The 18,918-nt window shown below is 72.8% G+C and carries 18 protein-coding genes; 8 read left to right on the top strand and 10 right to left on the bottom strand.

The features are described 5' to 3' along the window. Positions 1-18 precede the first annotated feature (18 nt). A complete protein-coding gene (locus ACX80K_RS10260; protein WP_459271768.1) occupies positions 19-2,154 on the bottom strand; it encodes a TPM domain-containing protein in 2,136 nt (711 codons plus the stop codon). 443 nt (positions 2,155-2,597) lie between these two features. Between ACX80K_RS10260 and ACX80K_RS10265 the strand changes: the two genes are divergently transcribed. The 4 genes from ACX80K_RS10265 (at position 2,598) to ACX80K_RS10280 (ending at position 6,821) form a co-directional block, all read left to right on the top strand. Further along, entirely contained in the window at positions 2,598-4,145 is a 1,548-nt protein-coding gene (locus ACX80K_RS10265; RefSeq protein WP_459271769.1) for a S1C family serine protease, read from the top strand. A 98-nt stretch (positions 4,146-4,243) separates the two neighbouring features. Continuing rightward, on the top strand, positions 4,244-5,071 hold the full coding sequence (locus ACX80K_RS10270; protein ID WP_459271770.1) for an electron transfer flavoprotein subunit beta/FixA family protein: 828 nt from the start codon (positions 4,244-4,246) through the stop codon (positions 5,069-5,071). A 40-nt stretch (positions 5,072-5,111) separates the two neighbouring features. After that, positions 5,112-6,059 carry an electron transfer flavoprotein subunit alpha/FixB family protein gene (locus ACX80K_RS10275; protein ID WP_459271771.1) on the top strand — a complete coding sequence of 316 codons (948 nt, stop codon included), beginning with the start codon at positions 5,112-5,114 and terminating at the stop codon, positions 6,057-6,059. 9 nt (positions 6,060-6,068) lie between these two features. Next, entirely contained in the window at positions 6,069-6,821 is a 753-nt protein-coding gene (locus tag ACX80K_RS10280) for a PIG-L deacetylase family protein (RefSeq protein ID WP_459271772.1), read from the top strand. Between the two features lie 77 nt (positions 6,822-6,898). Here ACX80K_RS10280 and ACX80K_RS10285 read toward each other — a convergent pair whose 3' ends face one another. The 7 genes from ACX80K_RS10285 to folP form a co-directional block, all read right to left on the bottom strand. After that, the gene (locus tag ACX80K_RS10285) at positions 6,899-7,762 is read right to left on the bottom strand and encodes an anti-sigma factor (protein ID WP_459271773.1); all 864 of its coding nucleotides are present in this window, start codon (positions 7,760-7,762) and stop codon (positions 6,899-6,901) included. A gap of 16 nt (positions 7,763-7,778) precedes the next feature. Continuing rightward, on the bottom strand, positions 7,779-8,396 hold the full coding sequence (gene sigK, locus ACX80K_RS10290; protein WP_459271774.1) for an ECF RNA polymerase sigma factor SigK: 618 nt from the start codon (positions 8,394-8,396) through the stop codon (positions 7,779-7,781). 180 nt (positions 8,397-8,576) lie between these two features. Further along, complete coding sequence (locus ACX80K_RS10295) at positions 8,577-9,401, bottom strand: class I SAM-dependent methyltransferase (protein WP_459271775.1); 825 nt, start codon at positions 9,399-9,401, stop codon at positions 8,577-8,579. Positions 9,402-9,420: 19 nt separating this feature from the next. Then, positions 9,421-9,885, bottom strand: coding sequence for a tRNA (cytidine(34)-2'-O)-methyltransferase (locus ACX80K_RS10300; protein WP_459271776.1), 465 nt, complete (start codon positions 9,883-9,885; stop codon positions 9,421-9,423). 9 nt (positions 9,886-9,894) lie between these two features. Continuing rightward, positions 9,895-10,845, bottom strand: coding sequence for a J domain-containing protein (locus ACX80K_RS10305; RefSeq protein WP_459271777.1), 951 nt, complete (start codon positions 10,843-10,845; stop codon positions 9,895-9,897). Between the two features lie 291 nt (positions 10,846-11,136). Next, positions 11,137-11,880, bottom strand: coding sequence for a pyrimidine reductase family protein (locus ACX80K_RS10310; protein ID WP_459271778.1), 744 nt, complete (start codon positions 11,878-11,880; stop codon positions 11,137-11,139). Then, positions 11,877-12,821: a dihydropteroate synthase gene (folP, locus tag ACX80K_RS10315; RefSeq protein ID WP_459271779.1), complete on the bottom strand. Its 945-nt coding sequence runs from the start codon at positions 12,819-12,821 to the stop codon at positions 11,877-11,879. Before folP ends, ACX80K_RS10310 begins: the two co-directional genes overlap by 4 nt. Positions 12,822-12,914: 93 nt before the next feature. On the opposite strand from folP, the gene ACX80K_RS10320 reads away from it, so the two are divergent. The 4 genes from ACX80K_RS10320 to ACX80K_RS10335 are packed head-to-tail and all read left to right on the top strand — an operon-like array spanning position 12,915 to position 16,761. After that, on the top strand, positions 12,915-14,138 hold the full coding sequence (locus ACX80K_RS10320) for a cysteine desulfurase family protein (protein WP_459271780.1): 1,224 nt from the start codon (positions 12,915-12,917) through the stop codon (positions 14,136-14,138). Continuing rightward, complete coding sequence (gene mnmA / locus ACX80K_RS10325) at positions 14,135-15,271, top strand: tRNA 2-thiouridine(34) synthase MnmA (RefSeq protein ID WP_459271781.1); 1,137 nt, start codon at positions 14,135-14,137, stop codon at positions 15,269-15,271. Before ACX80K_RS10320 ends, mnmA begins: the two co-directional genes overlap by 4 nt. A gap of 43 nt (positions 15,272-15,314) precedes the next feature. Next, a complete protein-coding gene (locus ACX80K_RS10330) occupies positions 15,315-15,734 on the top strand; it encodes a chorismate mutase (protein WP_459271782.1) in 420 nt (139 codons plus the stop codon). Next, the gene (locus ACX80K_RS10335) at positions 15,727-16,761 is read left to right on the top strand and encodes a uroporphyrinogen decarboxylase/cobalamine-independent methonine synthase family protein (protein ID WP_459271783.1); all 1,035 of its coding nucleotides are present in this window, start codon (positions 15,727-15,729) and stop codon (positions 16,759-16,761) included. Before ACX80K_RS10330 ends, ACX80K_RS10335 begins: the two co-directional genes overlap by 8 nt. A 61-nt stretch (positions 16,762-16,822) precedes the next feature. On the opposite strand, the gene ACX80K_RS10340 is transcribed toward ACX80K_RS10335, so the two are convergent. Together ACX80K_RS10340 and ACX80K_RS10345 are read right to left on the bottom strand one after the other, a co-directional pair. Further along, on the bottom strand, positions 16,823-17,491 hold the full coding sequence (locus tag ACX80K_RS10340) for a DUF4166 domain-containing protein (RefSeq protein WP_459271784.1): 669 nt from the start codon (positions 17,489-17,491) through the stop codon (positions 16,823-16,825). A 97-nt stretch (positions 17,492-17,588) separates the two neighbouring features. After that, positions 17,589-18,881, bottom strand: coding sequence for a DUF58 domain-containing protein (locus tag ACX80K_RS10345; protein ID WP_459271785.1), 1,293 nt, complete (start codon positions 18,879-18,881; stop codon positions 17,589-17,591). Positions 18,882-18,918: the final 37 nt, after the last annotated feature.

Genomic DNA, 18,918 nt, shown 5'->3' on the forward strand with positions numbered 1-18,918 from the left:
TGGTGGGAGCGGCGCGGCCTAGAAGTCGCCGCCGCCTCCGCCGAAGTCGCCGAAGCCGCCTCCGCCGCCGTCGAACCCGCCGAAGCCGCCGCCGCCGAAGCTGCCGCCGTCGCCGCCGAAGCCACCACCGCCGTCGCTGTACCCGCCGCCACCGAAACCGCCGCCGAAGCCGCCGCCACCGTTGAGGATGGATCCGAGGAGGATGCCGCCGAGCAGGGCTCCTCCCATGCCGTCACCGCCGCGGCCGCCGTACATGCCGCCGCCCATGCCGCCACGACCGAAGCCCTCCACGTCCTGCTCGGCGAGCTGCGCGGCCTGGTCGGCGAGCGTCGAGGCCTGCTGTGCGTGGGACAGCGCGGTCACGGGGTCGGAGCGCTGGAGGTCGACGGCGTAGTCCAGGTTCCGCTCGGCCTCGGCCAGGCGGGTCCTCGCCTCGCTGCCCACGCCGCCGCGGCGTGCCCGGATGTAGTCCGCCGTGCCGGAGATCCCCGACTGCGCCGCGATGATGGCGTGCTGGAGGGAGTCCTGGGCGCGCCGGGTGTTCTCCGCCTGGTCGCGGACACCTCCGAGGGCGGCGTCGAGCTGCGCGTGCGCCGCCTCGAGCCGCTGCAGCAGGGCGAGGGGGTTGCTCCGTGCGCCCTGTCGCTCCTGCCGTACCGTCGCCGCGGCGGCAGCCGCAGCCGCGATAGGGCCGGCGAGGTCGCGGTACTGGCCGGCGCGATCCATGGCCTGTGCCTGCGCGATGTCCTGCTCCGCCTCGGGCAGTGCGCGTTCGAGCTCGCGCTCGGCCGCCGCGAGCTCGTCGGCGCGCTTGTCGATCGCGTCGAGGAGCACCGTGCTCTGGTGGACCGCCTCCTCGGCCGCCCGGACGGCGACGACGGCCCGGCCGGTGTCGCCTGCCGTCATGCGTGACTGTGCCTCGGTGGCGGCACTGTCGACGAAGGCGAGGCGTTCCCTGGCCTGTTCGATGTTGTCGGCGACCTGCGACGTCGCCGTCTCGAGGTAGCGTCCCTGGAGCGTCCGCAGGGACTGCTCGGCGGCCGCGAAGCGTCGCTGGGCGTCCCCGGCGGCGGACTGGGCCCGACGCAGGGCCTCGGGCGCGTTCCGCTCGAGCTCCCGCAGGGCGTCGAAGTCGGCCTTGTTCGCCTGCAGGGAGGTGTTCACGTCCTCGCAGCGTCGGATGATCTCGCCGAGCCACTGGCGCTGCTGCTGCTCCGTGTCCGGGATGTGGTCGTCGAGCTGCTGCTGCAGCTTGAAGGACTCGCTCATGTGCTGCCGGGCAGCGGCGATGTCCTGGGCGAAGGTCGTGATGGCCTCGCTGCCGTACTGGGCCTCCGCGAAGCCGAGCTCCTGCTCACTGGACTTGATGGCGTCGTCGGCGGCGACCAGGAGGCTCCCTGCGCGCTTGCGGAGGTCCTCGACGCTGAGGGAGGCCAGGGGATCGACCACCTCGCCGCTGGCGGAGGGCACCGGTCCGTAGCCGTACTGCTCACGCTTGCGCTCGGCGCTGCCGTTGCTGCGGTTCTTGAGCAGCAGGTAGCCGCCCGCGCCGGCGACGGCGACGAGGCCGCCGACGAGGACGAGGCCGCCGAGCCCGCTGCCGCCGGAGGAACTGCCGGTCCCGGACGACGTCCCACCGCCCGTGCTGCCGCCCGTGTTGCCGCCCGTGTTGCCGGACAGGGCGTCCTCCGTCCCCTGCACGGTCGCACTGCCGGCGGCGGCGAAGTCACCTGCCCGGAGTGCGGGGCCGATGAACTCGTCGTAGATCGTCTGGCCCTGCCCGCCGATGGCCGATCCGCTCCCGACGACGTACGCCGCTGCGCCCTGATCGATCGCGACAGCCAGCATGCCCTCGTTCGAGGTCTGGTCGTTCAGCTGCGCGGACGCCGTGGCCCACGAGGAGCGGTCCGTCGGGTTCTCGAACGCATCGACATACGCGATGCGGACGGTGAAGCCCTCCTGCGAGCGCAGGTCCTCGATCGCGGCCTCGAGTTCGCTCTCCTCGGCGGGGCTGAGGGCGTCCGCGTTGTCGATGACGTAGTCACCCGACGGGAAGGTGAGTGGTTCGTCCGCGAAGGCCGCGGCACTCGAGAGGAACGGGATCGCCACGACGGCGCCCAGGACAGCAGAGACGCGGGTGCGCCTGCTCAACATTCGCATTTTCGACCCTTCAGCACGTCCCCCGGACCCTACCGGTCCCAGGACTGGGGCCGGCGGACGCCGGAGGCTCCCTGTCTTTCCGATTCTATGGTTGGGGTCGGGGAGCGTCCACCACTGCATCTATGCCGCTAGCGAAAGCCGCCGCGACCGGGGGTCTCCCGCCGGACGCCGGTCCACCCGGAGGCGGCGAATTCCGTGGAGGCCGGGCAGCCCGCGTACCACGGAGCCCGCCCACCGTCCCGGTCGGGCGCCCACAGCGGCGCTTCGTCCGCGTACGACCTGCGACGGACGATACTGGGGGAGGGCCGACCGCATCCCACGGCCGCCGGGCCCCGGCCCCTCGGTCCAGCAACTTCTCAGCAACCGCACAGCGAACGCATGCTTGAGGCTCAGCGGAGGTTGCCAGAATGTGGTCAACAGCAACGAAAGGACCTCCGATGAACGAGCAGTCAGGCACGCCGGGCACTCCGGACCGACCCCTCCCTCCCCAGCCGCAGAACCCACCGACCCGGGGCTCGGATCGGCACGACCAGCCGTCCACCGGAGGCCCCGCCGAGCGTCCGGTCGGAGCCCCGGAGACGACGAGCCAGCCCCTCGCCGGGCAGCCGACAGCCCAGCATCCGACGGTCTCCGCGGCGGCGCCCCGTCACGACGCACAGCGGCCCGTGTTCCAGCAGGATCCCGCCGCTCATCCCGCCTATGCGGGCCACCAGCCCTTCTACGGCGAGCAGAGCAGCTACACCTCCGCCGCCGCAGCCGGGCCCGGGGGCGGGACGGTCGTGAAGGACCGCAAGCGTGTGGGTCTCGCGACCTTCGCCGCGGGGGCCCTCGTGGCGGGGCTGATCGGCGGCGGGGTCGCGACGGCCGGGTACAACGCCCTGGACGGCGACGCGTCCGCCACCACGTTCCGGTCCTCACCGGAGTCCGTCGTGGTGAACAACACCGAGGACGTGAACACCATCACCGGCGCGGCGGTGACGGCATCGCCGAGCGTCGTGACGATCGCCGTCAGCGGCGGAACCGCGAGCGGTTCCGGATCGGGCATCATCCTCGACACCGACGGCCACATCCTGACGAACACCCACGTGGTGACCCTGGGCGGCCAGGTCTCGGAGCCGACCGTCGAGGTGAAGCTCAACGACGGACGCGTGTTCGCGGCGACGGTGGTCGGCACCGACCCGCTCAGCGACCTGGCGATCATCAAGATCGACGCACCCGACCTGACGGCGGCCACCCTCGGCAACTCGGACGAACTCAACGTCGGCGACACGGCGATCGCCATCGGCGCCCCGCTGGGCCTGAGCGGTACCGTCACCGACGGCATCGTCTCCACCCTCAACCGCACCATCAGCGTCGCCTCGTCCGCCGTACCCGAGGAGCAGCCCGACAGCACGGAGTCCGACGACGGCGAAGGCTTCAACTTCCTGCCCCCGGGCGGTTCCAGCGGACAGCAGAGCGCATCACAGGGCTCCATCTACCTGAACGTCATCCAGACCGACGCGGCCATCAACCAGGGCAACTCGGGAGGCGCACTCGTCGACACCGACGGCAGGATCATCGGCGTCAACGTGGCCATCGCCTCCGCCGGCTCGGGCGAGTCCACCGGCAACATCGGCGTGGGCTTCTCCATCCCCATCAACTACGCCCAGCGCATCGCCGAGGAGATCATCGCCGACGGCGAGGCCACGCACGGGTTCCTGGGTGTCAGTGTCACGTCGGCCGCGAGCGACGGATCCGCGGGCGATTCCACGTTCTCGTCCGGAGCCCTCGTGCAGTCCGTCGAACCGGGTTCCCCCGCCGAGGGGGCTTCGCTGGAGGTGGGCGACGTCATCACCAAGGTGGGCACCTTCTCCATCAGCGACCCGCAGTCCCTCACCGCCGCCGTGCGCATCCAGACCGTGGGGCAGCAGGTCCCCGTGGAGATCCTCCGCGGGGGAGACGCCCGCACCGTCGAGGTCACCCTGGCCCAGGCACCCACGCAGTAGCCGGTCCCCGGGCGGGGACGGGTGGCGGTCCCGGATCCGGGACCGCCACCTGTGGTTAGCTAGACGCTGGGAAGATCCCCGAACGAGGAAGGTCATTCATGGACGAGGCCACAGCAGGAGCACTGCACATCGCAGTCCTCGTGAAGCACGTTCCGGACGCTCAGTTCGACCGCCACATCGGCGGCGACGACCTGACGACCGTCCGCGCGGAGAGCATCCTCTCCGAACTCGACGAGTACGCCCTCGAGGCCGCCCTGCAACTCGTCGAGGCGCGCGGGGGAGCGGCCGCCGGTCACCGCGTCACGGCGATCACCATGGGACCCGCCGCCGCCGTCGCCGCGGTGAAGAAGTCGCTGCAGATCGGCGCCGACGACGGCGTCCACCTCACCGACGAGGCGCTGAACGGATCCGACGCATCGGCCACCTCGAAGGCCCTCGCCGCACTCCTGCGGCACCTCGGCGCGTTCGACCTCGTCCTGACCGGGATGGCGTCCACTGACGGGGAGACCTCGCTCGTCCCCGCCCAGCTCGCCGAACGGCTCGACCTGCCCCAGGTCACGTTCGCGGCGTCGCTCGAGCTGACCGCCGCAGGCAGCGGCTGGACGCTCAGCGCACGGCGTGACAACGACACCTACGCCGAGACCATCGAGGCGTCCCTGCCGGCCCTCGTCTCGGTGACCGACCAGATCAACGAGCCGCGCTACCCGAACTTCAAGGGCATCATGGCGGCGAAGAAGAAGCAGATCCAGGTCCTGTCTCTGGCCGATATCGGCCTGCAGCAGGACGAGGTGGGCTTCGCGGGTTCCTGGACCCGCGTGGAGGCGGCGGCGCCGAGGCCGCCCCGCAGCCAGGGGGTCGTCATCACGGACGAGGGCGATGCCGGTGTCCGGCTCGTCGACTTCCTCGCGGGACAGAAACTCCTCTAGCCCGCACCCCGTCCTCCCCCGACTCCCAGGAGACACCGCCATGACCACCGTCCTCGTTTTCCTCGACCATGCCGGGGCGAGCCTCGCCAAGAGCGAGCGCGAGCTCCTCTCCCTCGGGGCGTCCCTCGGCGAGGTCACCGTGGCCCTCGCGGGCGACGCCGAGCCGGCCTATCTCGACGGCATCGGCTCGTACGGCGTGCAGGAGGTCCACCGGCCCGAGGCCGCCGCCGTGTCCGAGGTGCTGGTGGCCGGGAAGGCGGCGTTCCTCGCCGCGACCGCACGCAGCACCGGCGCCGCCATCGTCCTGCTCGGCAACTCCTACGAGGCGAAGGAGATCGCCGCGCGGGTCGGCGTGCGGATCGAGGCGGGCGTCATCACGGACGTCGTCGCGCTCGCCGCCGACCTCACGGCCACGAAGTCCGATTTCGCGGGCTCCTACACCGTGGAGTGCCGCGCCACGACCGACGTCGCGATCCTGACGGTCAAGCCGAACAGCTTCGAGGCCGTCGAGGCGGGTCTCCCGTCGTCCCCGCGCGAGGTGCGGGTGTCCGTGGACCTGCCGGGGGCCGTGGCGCGCGTGACGGGCCGGGTGGACAAGCCCGTCAGTGGGAGGCCGGAGCTCACCGAGGCCCGGGTCATCGTGGCCGGCGGTCGCGGTGTGAACGGGGATTTCAGCCCGCTGGAGGACCTCGCCGATGCCCTGGGCGGCGCGGTCGGCGCGTCGCGGGCGGCCACGGACGCGGGCTGGATCGAGCACTCGGCGCAGATCGGCCAGACGGGCAAGACCGTGTCGCCCCAGCTGTACATCTCCGTGGGCATCTCGGGGGCCATCCAGCAGAAGGCAGGCATGCAGACCTCGAAGGTGATCGTCGCCATCAACAAGGACGCGGATTCGCCCGTCTTCGAGATCGCCGACTTCGGCATCGTGGGTGATCTCTTCTCGGTGCTCCCGCAGGCCACCGAGGAGATCCGCAAGCGTGGCCTGTAGGCCGGCGGCATGACCGACCAGGAGGCCCCGTCCGCTCCCGGGCGCGTGCTGGTGTTCGCCGCCCATCCCGACGACATCGACTTCGGGGCGTCCGCCACGATCGCAGGATGGACCGCCGCCGGGGTGTCCGTCAGCTACTGCATCCTGACGGACGGTGACGCGGGAGGCTTCTCGGCCGACGACCGGCCCGGCATCGCGGACCTCCGCCGCCGTGAGCAGCGCGACGCCGCCGCCCTGGTGGGCGTCACCGACGTCACCTTCCTCGGTGAGCCGGACGGATACCTCGCACCGACGGACGCCGTCGTCCGCGAGATCGTCCGGCGGATGCGCGAGGTGCGGCCGGACATCGTCCTGTCCATGCACCCCGAACGCGCCTGGGACCGCCTCCAGAAGAGCCACCCCGACCATCTCGCCTGCGGGGAGGCGGTGACGAGGGCCGTGTACCCGGCGGTGGAGAACCCCTTCGCCTATCCCGAACTCGAGGCGGCCGGGCTCCGGAGCTTCCGCGTCCCGTGGCTGTGGTTCTACGGCGGACCCGCCCACCTCGAGAACCGCTTCATGGACGTGACCGGCAGGGAGGACGCCAAGATCGCCGCCATCACGGCACATGGGAGCCAGCACCCCGACGTCGGGCGGATGCAGTCGAGGGTGCGCGCCATCCTCCGGGAGAACGCCCGCCGCGGCGGTCTGCCCGACGGGCACAGCGCCGAGTCCTTCCACGTGGTCGGTGTCAACACCGATGAGACGATCGCGGGCTTCTAGCGACTGCAGGAGGCGGCGCACCGAAGAAGAACGGCCCCGTCGGGAATCGACGGGGCCGTTCTGCGTCAAGCTGTGGGTCAGGCCCCGAGCGGGATCTGGGCGACGATCGGCAGGGTCGGCGTCGCCGATCCGCCCTCGGGTTCCACCGTGATGGCGACCGCGGTGAAGCCTCCGATCTCCGGGAGCTCGGTCACCTTGGTGCCCGCGACGTCCTCACCGGACATCGTCCCCTCGGAGACCGGCGCGGTCCCGTCGGCGGGGATGCGCCACATCTGGTAGACGAAGCCCTCTGCGGGGGCAGGGACACCGCTGAGCGTCACGACGGCTGCGTTCTCCTCGCCGGAGACGGCGAGGACCGCGGTCCCCCCGGGGTCGAGGGGCAGCTGTTCCGTGCGCACATCGGAGGCCTGGAGCACCTGCTGCTCGAGGGTGGTCTGCTGCAGGTTCTGGCCGATGGTCACGCCGCCGACGGCGATGACCGCCGCAGCCGCGGCAGCGACCACCCAGCGGGAGGCCCGCGACGGCAGCGAGGCCCGTGCAGTGCGCCGTGCCGCCAGCTCGTCGTGTCCGGACGGGAGTGCCTCCCGGTCGAAGCCTGCCTCCGATGCTCCTAGGGCTCCGCCGCCGGCGGCCACGAGCGTCGGTCGGCCCGACGATTCCCCGGTGTCGCCCGTGGCCGGCAGCCGTCGGACGATGCGTTCGAAGAGATCCGCCGGTGGCTCGGCCTCGTCGGTCGCGTAGGCGGCGGTCACGGTCTCGCGACAGGTGCGGACCCGCTCGGAGAACGAGGAGCGGAGCGAGGGCTCGGCGTCCTCCAGGAAGGCCTCGAGGACACGGCGTTCCTCGGCGCTGATGGCGTCCAGCGCGTACAGCTCGGCCCACTCCAGGGCGTGGCCTCGTGACAGGTCCGTCTCGAGGTCGTCTGCGAATCGTCTGTTCATATCCTTGTCCTGCATCTCAGGTCACCTCCAGACAGGTCTTGAGCCGGATCAGTCCGTCGCGGATCCGCGATTTGATGGTCGGTACCGCGACGCCGAGCTTCTCGGCCACCTCGCGGTAGGTGAGGCCGCCGTAGTACGCCAGCTTCACGGATTCCTGCTGCGTCTCGGTCAGTGTGTCGAGACACCTCACCACGCCCTCCGCCTCGAGGCGCTGGGTCACGGTGTCGACGACGTCGTCGTGGTCGATGGTCTGCGTGGCGGCACCGTACCGGGCCTCACGGTCCGTGGCGCTCTGCTCCGACCGCACCTTGTCCACCGCGCGGCGGTGGGCGAGGGTCATGAGCCACGCCATCGGGCTACCCAGGGCCGGATCGAACCGGTCCGCGGTGTTCCAGACCTGGAGGTACACCTCCTGGGTGGCGTCCTCGCTCAGCTCGGGATCGATGAGCACGCGCCGGGCCAGGCCGTAGACGCGTTTCGACGTCTGCTCGTAGAAGAGCGCGAAGGCCGTGCGGTCCTGCCGTGCGATCCGCAGCAGCAGATCGGTCAGGGTCGGGCCCGCACCGGGATCCACGGCCACCTCGTGTGCGGCGGGAGCGACAGGGCGTACCCGGCTTACTCGTGGCGTTTCCATAGGGCTCCAGCATAGAGCGCCGTTCGGTCCCGGCCGAACACCCCGGAGGTCGCCGTGCCGCGGCCGGGGAGCACGTTCCTGGTGTAGAAGCACCATCCCACCACCCCCCGCCTACTCCTGGCTTTCCGCTGTCACCTGTCATTCGGTGCTGCAGTGCCGGCGGATGGTCGGGCGCGCCGTCTACTCCGCCGGCGGCCGGGACCCGACGGCGATGAGCGAGTCGGCGTTGAGCACGAGGGAGCCGCCGAGGCGCTCGGCGAAGTCCTCCCGCACGCGCTGCAGCGCCACGGGTTCGTCCGGCAGCAGTCCGCGGTACCCGCTCCCGAGGGCGAGGGACCAGGCGTGGTCGGCGTCGAGCGGGACGGTCAGGCCGAACCTCTCCACGGAGACCTCCCTGAGACCCCGTGCGCCCAGCCACTCGGCCAGCCGGTCCGCGGAGGCGAGCTTCCTGCAGTTCTCCACGAAGACCGGGGCGCTCGGCTGGCCCGCGGTCGCGATGCCGGCGCTGCCTGCTGCCCGGAGGGTCTCGAGGAGGAGCTCGCCGAACGGCTCGAGGGCGCCGTCGTCCCAGGCGCTCAGGGCGAGCCGGCCGCCGGGTCGCAGCAGGCGGACGATCCGGTCCATGCCCGCGTCCATGTCGTCGAGGAGGAACACCCCGTAGCAGCTGACGACGGCGTCGTACGGTGCCTCGGCGGCCCAGGCCTCGGGATCCCCCCGGTGGAAGGACACGTTGCCGAGCCCGAGGGCCTCCGCCTTGGCCTCGGCGAGGTCCAGCATGGCCGACGAGCGGTCGACCGCGTCGACGTGCCCGTCCGGTCCGGTGAGCTGCGCCGCGGGGATGGTCCCGGTACCGGTCCCGGCGAACACGTCGAGGACGCGCTCGCCCACCAGGACGTCGGCCGCGGCGACCACGGCGTTGCTGACCGGGTTCCAGACGGCAGGGGCGAGGCGGTCGTAGTCCTCCGCACCGCCGTCGGGCAGGGTTGCGGCATGGCGAGCGGGCATCAGGACTCCTGGGCGGTGGTCATCGGGCGCCCGCGAAGCCGTGCTGGCGCCAGGCTTCGTAGAGGACGATCGATGCGGTGTTGGCGAGGTTGAGCGAACGGCGGGAGGGGAGCATGGGGACCCTGACGCGCGAGGTGATCCGGGGATCGTGCTTCACCTCGTGCGGGAGGCCGTCCGACTCCCTGCCGAACAGGAGGATGTCCGAGGCCTCGTAGGCGATGTCGGTGTAGGAGACGTCGCCGTCGGAGGTGTAGGCGAACACGCGGCGGGGCTGCAGGGCTGTCCACGCGTCCTCGAGGCTCGCGTGGACGTGGAGCACCGTGAGGTCGTGGTAGTCGAGTCCGGCCCGCTTCAGCTTCGCATCCTCGAGGGAGAACCCGAGCGGTTCCACGAGGTGGAGCTCGGCGCCCGCGACTGCGGCGAGGCGGATCGCGGCGCCGGTGTTGCCCGGGATCTCGGGGGTGTGGAAGAGGATGCGGAACACCGGTTCATCCTAGCTCCCGGCCGCGGCCAGCAGGCGCGCGAGCACCGGCAGCTGCACCACGTTCGGCGTGGGCCCCGAGGAGAGGAACGACCGGATGGTCCGGACGGCCGTCCCCGCGTTCACGACCTGCACGACGCCCGGCGACGTCCGGTCGAACCCGGGAGGGACGTCGATGACGGGCGCGAAGGGATTGTCCGGCGCGCCGTGGACCACGATCCACCCGGCCACGTTGCAGTCCGGGAACAGCTCCTGCACGGCCCGCACCGTGCGGGGCACCCGGAACTCGACGGGCCGGCCCTGATGGCGCAGCGCGCGGCCGTCCCAGGAGAAATTGCCCGGGGGAGCCGTGAAGGAGTCGATCACGGCCATCCGGTAGCCGGCGACGAGGACGGAACCCACGGCGGTCCTGTCACGGTCGGCGAACTCGACGCCGTTGACGAGGCGGGCCGCCGGGTAGGTGGGCAGCAACGCGCGTTCGAGGAGCGCCGAGGTCCGCAGCTCGCCGTCGATCCGGGCACGGACACCCGTGGACAGCCGGGCGAACATGCCGGGTTGCCGGGCGGTGCCGTGCAGCTGCCGGCCGGCGTCGATCAAGGGGACGGCCGGCGGGGAGGACGGGGAGAACGGGGGCAGGTACTCCGGCGGGGACTTCGCCGCATCCTCGTCCTCGACCCGCGTGGGCGCGGCAGGGGGAGCGGTGCCGTTGCGGCGCGCCTCGGCCGCGCGACCGCCGGCCGCCGGGCGGGACCGTCCGGTGTCGGCGTCGTACCGTTCGCGGCGCCGGGGGTCGCTCAGCGTCTCGTAGGCGACCGCGACGTCGTGGAACCGGGCAGCCGTACCGCCGAGGTCGGGGTGCGCCGCGCGTGCTGCCCGACGGTACGCGTCCTTGATGTCCTTGAGGTCGGCTCCCGGGGGCACGCCGAGGATGTCGTAGTACGACTTCCGTGGTGCCTCGGGCATCGATCGGGCCTTTCGTGGGAGTTCTCCGCGTCCGGACGGGCGGGACCGCGCCGCCGGGACCACCGGGTACCCCTGAGACTAGAGGCACCGGTGGTACCGGACAAAAGCGCCGGGCGGACCATCCACCCGGGTCCGGGCGGCACGGGCCGGGCCGGAGCCCGGCGGGAGGACCCGAACGGTCCTCCGGGGCCCGTCCGGGTCCTGCGACGCGCACAGGTACAACGGGGGACACGTCGGGGAAGTTCGCGCCGGACGGAACCCGCGCCGGGGGGCCTGCCCGGCGCGCGGCGCTCAGGGGGCGCGCCGGTACCGCGTGTAGAGGGCCGAGTCCTCCGTCAGGAGCGAGGCGAGCGTCAGGGCCCGGGCGCCCGCGGGGCCGGCACCGGCCGCGATGCGGGGACCGTCACCGCCGGCGAGCAGCGGACTGATCGAGAGGCACAGCTCGTCGACGGCGTCGGCGCGGATGAAGGCGCCGAGCACGGCCGGGCCACCCTCGCACAGGACCTTCGGCAGCCCGCGCCCCGCCAGTTCGGCGAGCACTGCGGACACCTCCACGGTGTCCCGGCCGCACTCGACGACGTCGGCGACCTCCGCGAGCGCAGCGCGCCGGTCCGCCGGCGCGGCCGCACTGGTGAGGAGGAGAGGCCGGACCGGGGCGCTGCGGAAGAACCCGCCCGACGGGTCGAGGTTCAGGCTGCCGGAGATGACCGCGACCGCCGGGTGCGGTGCGAGGCCCTGCCCCGCGCGCCAGGACCGGGCGTCGTCGTCGACCAGGGCGCCCGCGTAGCCTTCGGCGCGGACGGTCCCCGCCCCCACCAGCACCACGTCCGCGAGGCGCCGGAGCACCGTGAAGATGCGCTTGTCGCCGTCGTTGCCCAGCCCCGCGGAGAAGCCGCCGCTCGTCGCGGCGCCGTCGGCCGCAGCCACGAAGTTGAACCGGACGAAGGGCCGGTCCGCGGCGGGGTACGCATAGATGCCGTGCAGCGCCCCGTCGTCGATCGCCTCCGGGGACGCGGGGACGAGTGACGTGATCACGGCGCCACCGGCTCGTTGGCGTCGCCCATGTTGTGGCGGAGGTAGGCGGGCTCACGCCATCCGAGGACCGCCTCGGTGAGGTCGATGGCCGCACGCGATGCCGCGACGTTGTGCATGCGGACCACGCGCGCGCCGCCGAGGATGCAGATGACCGCGGCGGCGAGTGAGCCCTCCACGCGGTCCCGCTTGGGGCGGTCGAGGGTCTCGCCGATGAAGTCCTTGTTGGACACCGCGGCCAGGGTGGGGAAGCCCAGCCCGGCGATCTCGGAGAACCGCCGCGTGATCTCGAGCGAATGCAGCGTGTTCTTGTTGAGGTCGTGTCCGGGGTCCAGGAGGATCCGGTCCTCGGGGATGCCCAGCCGGACGGCGTCGTCGACCTTGCGGAGCAGGAAGTCCGCGATCTCCCGGACGACGTCGTCGTACGTGGGTCTCGGGTACACGGTGCGGGGCTCGGCGAGGCTGTGCGTGATGACGAGGTGGGCACCGGCGTCGGCCACCACGGCGGCCATGTCGGGATCCCGGAGGCCCGTGGTGTCGTTGACCACGTTGGCCCCGGCGGCGAGGGCCCGGCGCGCCACCTCGGGCAGGAAGGTGTCGGCGGAGATGACGACGTCGGACACAGCCCGTACCGCGCTGATGACGGGCAGGATGCGGTCCGCCTCCTCCGACGCGGGGATGGGTTCGCCCGGCGAGAAGGGTGCGCCGCCGATGTCCACCCAGTCGGCGCCGTCCGCGACGGCCTTCAGGGACGCGTCGACGGCGGCCTGGAGGGCGAAGGTAGCGCCGCCGTCGTAGAAGGAATCGGGCGTCCGGTTGATGACGGCCATGAGCGCCACCTGCCGGTCGAAGTCCAGGGTGCGCGCGCCGAACGTGTGCGTCGGATGCCGGAGGCCCGGCAGGTAGGTGCCGGGGGAGGAAGGAGCCGCTGCATGACTGTCCACCCTGTCTTTGTACCACTGCGGGCTGGACGCTCCCGCGTGCCGGGGTGCGCGGCGGGAATCGTCCGGGCGGCGTGGCGCCCGTAGAATCGGAGCATGCCCGTGTATGTCGATCACGCGGCGACCACGCCGATCTCGGCCCCTGCGCTCGCCGCGCTCACCCGCGAACTCAGCCGGAGCGGGAATCCGTCCTCCCTCCACGGCTCCGGCCGTCGTGCCCGGCGCTCGGTCGAGGAGGCCCGGGAGACGGTCGCCGCGGCCGCCGGGGCGCACGCCTCGGAGGTGATCTTCACCTCGGGCGGCACCGAGGCGGACAACCTCGCCCTCAAGGGCCTCTACTGGGCGCGCCGTGCCGAGGATCCGGCGCGGACCCGGATCATCAGCAGCTCCGTGGAACACCACGCCGTGCAGGACACCGTCGAATGGCTGGAGCGGCACGAGGGCGCCGAGGTCCTCTGGCTGCCCGTGGACGCGGCCGGCGTCGTGTCCCTCGACGCACTGCGTGCGGCGCTCGCCGACGCACCCGACCGGACCGCGCTCGTGACCGTCATGTGGGCGAACAACGAGGTGGGGACCGTGCAGCCCGTGCGTGCCGTGGTCGACGAGGCCGCGCGACACGGGGTCCCCGTCCACAGCGACGCCGTGCAGGCGTTCGGTGCCCTTCCCGTCTCCTTCGCCGCGTCCGGGCTCGCCACCATGGCCGTCAGTGCCCACAAGATCGGCGGCCCCGTGGGCGTGGGCGCCCTCCTCGTGGGCCGCTCCGTCACCCTCACCCCTGTCCAGCACGGCGGAGGGCAGGAGCGCGACATCCGGTCGGGCACGCTCGACGGCGCGGGCATCGCCGCCTTCGCCGCCGCGGCCGACGACGCCGCCGCGCACCTCCCGGCGGAGTCCGCGCGCCTGGCAGAACTCAGGGACCGCCTCATCGAGGGCGTCCTCAGGGAGGTGCCGGACGCGGTGCTGCGCGGGGTCCCGCACCCCGCCCCGGCGGGGACCCGGCTCCCCGGCAACGCCCACTTCACCTTCCCGGGCTGCGAGGGTGATTCCCTGCTGTTCCTCCTGGACCTCGCGGGCATTGAGTCCTCGACCGGCTCCGCGTGCACCGCAGGCGTCCCGCGGCCGTCGCACGTCCTGCTCGCCATGGGACTGTCGGAGGACGAGGCCCGCGGCGCGCAGCGGTTCAGCCTGGGGCATACATCCACGCCCGACGACGTTGACGCCGTGGTGGGCGCCATCGGCGGAGCCTACGCCCGCGCCCGCAGGGCAGGCATGGCCGGGCACGCATCGACCATCCGGACGGCAGGAACAGGTTTCTCATGAGGGTACTGGCAGCAATGAGCGGCGGCGTCGACTCCGCGGTGGCGGCGGCACGCGCGGTGGAGGCGGGCCACGACGTCGTCGGCGTCCACCTGGCCCTCTCCCGCATGCCCGGCACGCTCCGGACGGGCAGCCGCGGCTGCTGCACCATCGAGGACTCGCGGGACGCCTGGCGTGCCTGCGACATCCTCGGCATCCCCTACTACGTGTGGGACTTCTCCGAGCGGTTCAAGGAGGACGTGGTCGACGACTTCGTCGCCGAGTACGCGGCCGGGCGCACGCCGAACCCCTGCATGCGCTGCAACGAGCGCATCAAGTTCGCGGCCCTGCTCGAGAAGGCGCTCGCCCTGGGGTTCGACGCCGTCTGCACCGGCCACTACGCGAAGGTGGTCGAGGACCGCGACGGCAACCCGGAGCTGCACCGCGCGGCCGACTGGGCGAAGGACCAGTCCTACGTGCTCGGCGTGCTGACCCACGAGCAGCTCCGGCACTCCCTGTTCCCGCTGGCCGAGACGCCGTCGAAGGCCGAGGTCCGTGCGGAGGCCGAGCGGCGGGGGCTCTCGGTCGCGAACAAGCCCGACAGCCACGACATCTGCTTCATCCCCGACGGCGACACGCGCGGCTGGCTCGAGGAGCGCATCGACATGACCGAGGGCGACATCCTGGACGTCGACGGCGCGAGGATCGGCAGCCACCCCGGCGCGAACGCGTTCACGGTCGGTCAGCGGCGCGGGCTGAAGCTCGGCACCCCCGCTGCGGACGGCAAGCCCCGCTTCGTCCTCGAGATCCGCCCGAAGCAGAACGAGGTGGTCGTGGGACCGGAGCACCTGCTCGCGATCGACGAGATGCGCGGCATCAAGGTGTCCTGGGCGGGACTGCCCATCGACGAGGTGCAGCGGGGGGACGAGTTCGACTGCATGGCCCAGGTACGGGCGCACGGCGATCCCGTGGCGGCCCGCGCGTCCGTCGGGTCCACCGACGGCGTCCAGCACCTCGTGGTGCGCCTCGTGGAGCCGATGCGCGGGGTGGCACCCGGCCAGACCGTCGTCCTCTACCAGGGCACCCGCGTGCTCGGGCAGGCGACCATCGATTCCGCGAGGTCCGCCCTGCGGCCCGAGCCGGTCGCCGCGGGCTAGTCGCAGTTCACGGAGCGCCCCCGGCGTCTGCTTGACTGGAACCATGACGCATCCACGCAGCGGCTTCGACCCGGCAGCCAGTTCACTCGCGGGAGACGTGGCCCCCGAGGTGATGGCGGAGCTGCTCTCGGTGAGGAGCTCGATCGACAACATCGACGCGACGCTCGTCTACCTGCTGGCCGAACGCTTCAAGGCGACGCAGCGGGTGGGCCATCTCAAGGCCGAGCACGACCTCCCCGCCGGCGACCCGCAGCGCGAGGCGGCGCAGATCGCCCGGCTCCGCATGCTGGCCGAGGAGGCACAGCTCGATCCCGCGTTCGCCGAGAAGTTCCTCAACTTCATCATCTCCGAGGTGATCCGCCACCACCAGGCGATCTCCGAGAACCGCAGGCCCCCCGTGGAGGGCACGGCACCGTCCGCTGCTCCGACGCAGGCCACGCCGGCCTCCGGTACGCATGCCTGAGCCGGCCCGATCGGTGCGGACGGTGGGGGCGACGGCTGCCGGCGACTGGCCGGGCACCGACCCCCTCGAGGCCAACCGCGCGGTGCGCGGCGAACTCGGCGGCGCGAACCTGCCGTTCCTGCCGTCGCTGCCCGCACGCGGACCGGGCAGCGACGCGATCGGGCGGACGCTCGGGGTCCTCGTCGAGTTGCCCTTCGACCTGCAGCCGCACGGCTGGCGCCTCGTCCAGCGGCCCGGCAGGGACCAGCGGCGTGCGGACTCGGCCCTGTCCTCCGACATCAACGCGCTGGGCGACGTCGCCGGCGCCGAGGAGCGGCCCGCGACACGCCTGGGTCTGCACCTGCGCGGCCCGCTGTCCCTCGCGGCCGGTGTCCACCTGCACAACGGCGAACGCGTCCTGGTGGACCACGGCGCCCGGCGGGAGCTCTACGCGTCCCTCGCCTCGGGTGCCGCGGAGCTGGTCCGCCGCGTGTCCGCCGTCGCCCGGGGAGCAGAGGTGCTGGTGCAGTTCGACGAGCCCGACGCCGAGCAGATCCTCACGGGACGCGTGCCGACCGCGAGCGGCTACCGCACGCTGCGCGCGATCGACCGGCGGGAGGCCACCGAGGCGTGGGACCTCGTGACCGCGTCGGTGGTCGCCGCCGGCGCGGCCGGTACCGTCCTGGCCCCCGGCGGCGGGGACGTCGCGCTCGAGGCCGCCCGTTCCAGTGCCGCGTCGGCCGTGTCCCTGGACCTGCCCGGGATCACCGACCGCCACTGGGAAGCGCTCGCTGAGGACATCGAGGCGGGGCGGGAAGTGGAGCTCGCGATCCTCGATCCCCGCCGGCCGGTCCCGCAGGTGAAAGTCCTCGCCGAGTCGGTGCTCGCCGCCTGGCGGCGCGTCGGCCTGCCCCTGGCGGCGCTCGGGTCGCTGACTGCCACGACGCGGCCCGGCCTCGAATCCCGGTCACCGGCCGACGCCGTCCTCGCCCTGACGCGCATGGCGCAGGTCGCCGACGCCCTGGACCAGGTCCGCGCCGACAGCTGATCCGGCCTGTCGGCGCCGGTGCGGCGGGGCCGTGCCCGGCCGCACTCCACCCTGGCGCGCGTCAGACGCGTTGCTCCCACCGGCGCGGACGCACCTCGGCGGGCAGGACGCCGTCGAACTCCTCGAGCGCGTAGTCGAAGGCGCCGGCATAGACCAGCAGGGTCCCGAGCTGGCGGTGGACGACCCGGGTCTTGATCCGGAACGCACCGGCGTCGTCGTCCCACCACTGCTCCACGTAGGCGAGCGCGCCGACCGCGTCGGGAAGGGGCACGCGGAGGCCCGCGAACACGCGCGTCCCGGACGACACCATGCGCATGCGCCCCTCGGCGGTGGCGGTGCAGGTCAGGAGGGTGGCCATGCGCCGGTGCCGGCCCACGTAGTCGGTGAGGACGCCGTCCTGCAGGGAGGTCGTGTCCTCGAAGACGCGCCGGGCGGTCCCGAAGTCCAGTTCACGGCGCGCGGTGAGCGCCGGCCGGCCGAACGGGTCGGTGTGGGGGAAGTTCCTGATCGTGAAGGGGACGTCGTCGCGGTACTCGGGGAAGAACGCGTTCTCGAGGGCCGTGAGGCGGAACGCCGGCCGGGCGAACCAGGCAGGGCACCCGGCGACGTCGAACACCCCGCGTCCGCGGCCGGAGAGGCCGCTGCCGGCGTGCAGTCCGAAGTACTCGCGCAGCTCCGGCTGCAGGCGGCCGAAGTCGCCGCCCATCGCCTGCTGGTAGATCGAGGTCATGCCGCCCGCTTCCGTCGTCCGGACCACCAGTCAACCATGCCGGCGGCGGATCACCCGGGAGAGCGCAGCCTGTCGGTGGAGTGACGGGCGCCGCCCCTCAGAGGCGCCCGGCCGCCTTGAGCCTGATGTACGCGTCGGCGAGCAGCGGCGGGAGTTCGGCCGGTACCGCGTCCACGACCTCGGCCCCGACGAGGCGGAGCTGGTCGGCCACCGCCGCGCGGTCCAGCAGGGCGCGTTCAGCTGCCGCGGCACGGAACGTGGCCGCCGCCGTCGACCGGTCCGCTGCCATCTCCTCCAGCCGCGGATCACGGACCGAGGCGACCACGACGACGTGGCGGCCGGTGAGGGCCGGCAGCACCGGCAGGAGGCCCTCCTCGACGGCGCCCGCATCGAGCGACGTCAGGAGAACGACGAGGCTGCGGTGGGGCGACGCCGCACGGACCTGCGCCGGGACGCGGGACCAGTCGGCCTCGATGAGTTCGGCCTCCAGCGGCGCCATCGCCGTCACGAGCGAGCCGAGGAGGTTGCCCTTCGCCGTCGAGTCCACGCGGGCCCGCAGGCGGCGGTCGAACGCCAGGAAGTGCACCTTGTCGCCGCCGCGCTCCGCGAGGACGGAGAGCAGCAGCGCCGCTTCGATCCCGGTGTCGAGGCGCGGCTCGTCGAGTACCCGCGCGGCCGACGTGCGCGAGGTGTCGAGCACGACGACGACGCGGCGGTCCCGCTCCGGCCGCCAGGTCCGCACCACGGTGTCGCGCCGACGGGCCGTCGCACGCCAGTCGATGGACCGGACGTCGTCGCCCCGGACGTAGTCCCGCAGGGAGTCGAACTCCGTGCCCGCCCCCCGGATCTGCACGGCGGTCCGGCCGTCCAGCTCGCGCAGGCGGCGGAGCTTGGAGGGCAGGTGGCGTTTCGAGGCGAAGGCCGGCAGGACCCGGAGCACGCCGGGTGCCGGGACGGTGAGCTGGCGGGCCGCAACCCCCAGCGGGCCGGCGCTCCGGACGGTCACGGTCTCCACGTGGAGGACGCCGCGGCGTGCCGGGCGCAGGAGGACCGCCATGCGACGCGCCTCTCCGGGCGGCACCAGGAGCACCTGCTCGGGATCGACGGCTCCTGCCGAGGGCTGCCAGGCCTCCCGCACGGTGGCCCGCAGCGGCCGGCGCGTGTCGTTGCGCAGCAGCAGCGAACTCCGGCACTCCTCACCGAGCCGTACGCCGTCGGGGAGCTCGCGGACGATCCCCACGCGGCGGGGGGACGCCGCGAGGGACACGTCAAGGCCGGCCAGGGCGGCGAGGAGCGCCGCCCACAGCAGGATCGACGTCGCGCCCGGGTACAGGACGACCGGCACGACGCCGAGCAGCGCCAGCAGGACGAGGCGGCCGGTGACAACCACGGGAGCTCCTCTCGGGTCCGGTCGCGGCGGCGACCGG

This window comes from Arthrobacter sorbitolis, assembly GCF_054510995.1.

What these genes read in the sequence shown, in the direction of transcription:
- ACX80K_RS10265 (WP_459271769.1), top strand. Translation starts at nt 2,598, where the DNA reads ATGAACGAGCAGTCAGGCACGCCGGGCACTCCGGACCGACCCCTCCCT.
- ACX80K_RS10305 (WP_459271777.1), bottom strand. Translation starts at nt 10,845, where the DNA reads ATGCCCGAGGCACCACGGAAGTCGTACTACGACATCCTCGGCGTGCCC.
- mnmA (WP_459271781.1), top strand. Translation starts at nt 14,135, where the DNA reads ATGAGGGTACTGGCAGCAATGAGCGGCGGCGTCGACTCCGCGGTGGCG.
- sigK (WP_459271774.1), bottom strand. Translation starts at nt 8,396, where the DNA reads ATGGAAACGCCACGAGTAAGCCGGGTACGCCCTGTCGCTCCCGCCGCA.
- ACX80K_RS10280 (WP_459271772.1), top strand. Translation starts at nt 6,069, where the DNA reads ATGACCGACCAGGAGGCCCCGTCCGCTCCCGGGCGCGTGCTGGTGTTC.
- ACX80K_RS10295 (WP_459271775.1), bottom strand. Translation starts at nt 9,401, where the DNA reads ATGCCCGCTCGCCATGCCGCAACCCTGCCCGACGGCGGTGCGGAGGAC.
- ACX80K_RS10340 (WP_459271784.1), bottom strand. Translation starts at nt 17,491, where the DNA reads ATGACCTCGATCTACCAGCAGGCGATGGGCGGCGACTTCGGCCGCCTG.
- ACX80K_RS10285 (WP_459271773.1), bottom strand. Translation starts at nt 7,762, where the DNA reads ATGAACAGACGATTCGCAGACGACCTCGAGACGGACCTGTCACGAGGC.
- ACX80K_RS10335 (WP_459271783.1), top strand. Translation starts at nt 15,727, where the DNA reads ATGCCTGAGCCGGCCCGATCGGTGCGGACGGTGGGGGCGACGGCTGCC.
- ACX80K_RS10320 (WP_459271780.1), top strand. Translation starts at nt 12,915, where the DNA reads ATGCCCGTGTATGTCGATCACGCGGCGACCACGCCGATCTCGGCCCCT.
- ACX80K_RS10275 (WP_459271771.1), top strand. Translation starts at nt 5,112, where the DNA reads ATGACCACCGTCCTCGTTTTCCTCGACCATGCCGGGGCGAGCCTCGCC.
- ACX80K_RS10260 (WP_459271768.1), bottom strand. Translation starts at nt 2,154, where the DNA reads ATGTTGAGCAGGCGCACCCGCGTCTCTGCTGTCCTGGGCGCCGTCGTG.
- ACX80K_RS10270 (WP_459271770.1), top strand. Translation starts at nt 4,244, where the DNA reads ATGGACGAGGCCACAGCAGGAGCACTGCACATCGCAGTCCTCGTGAAG.
- ACX80K_RS10330 (WP_459271782.1), top strand. Translation starts at nt 15,315, where the DNA reads ATGACGCATCCACGCAGCGGCTTCGACCCGGCAGCCAGTTCACTCGCG.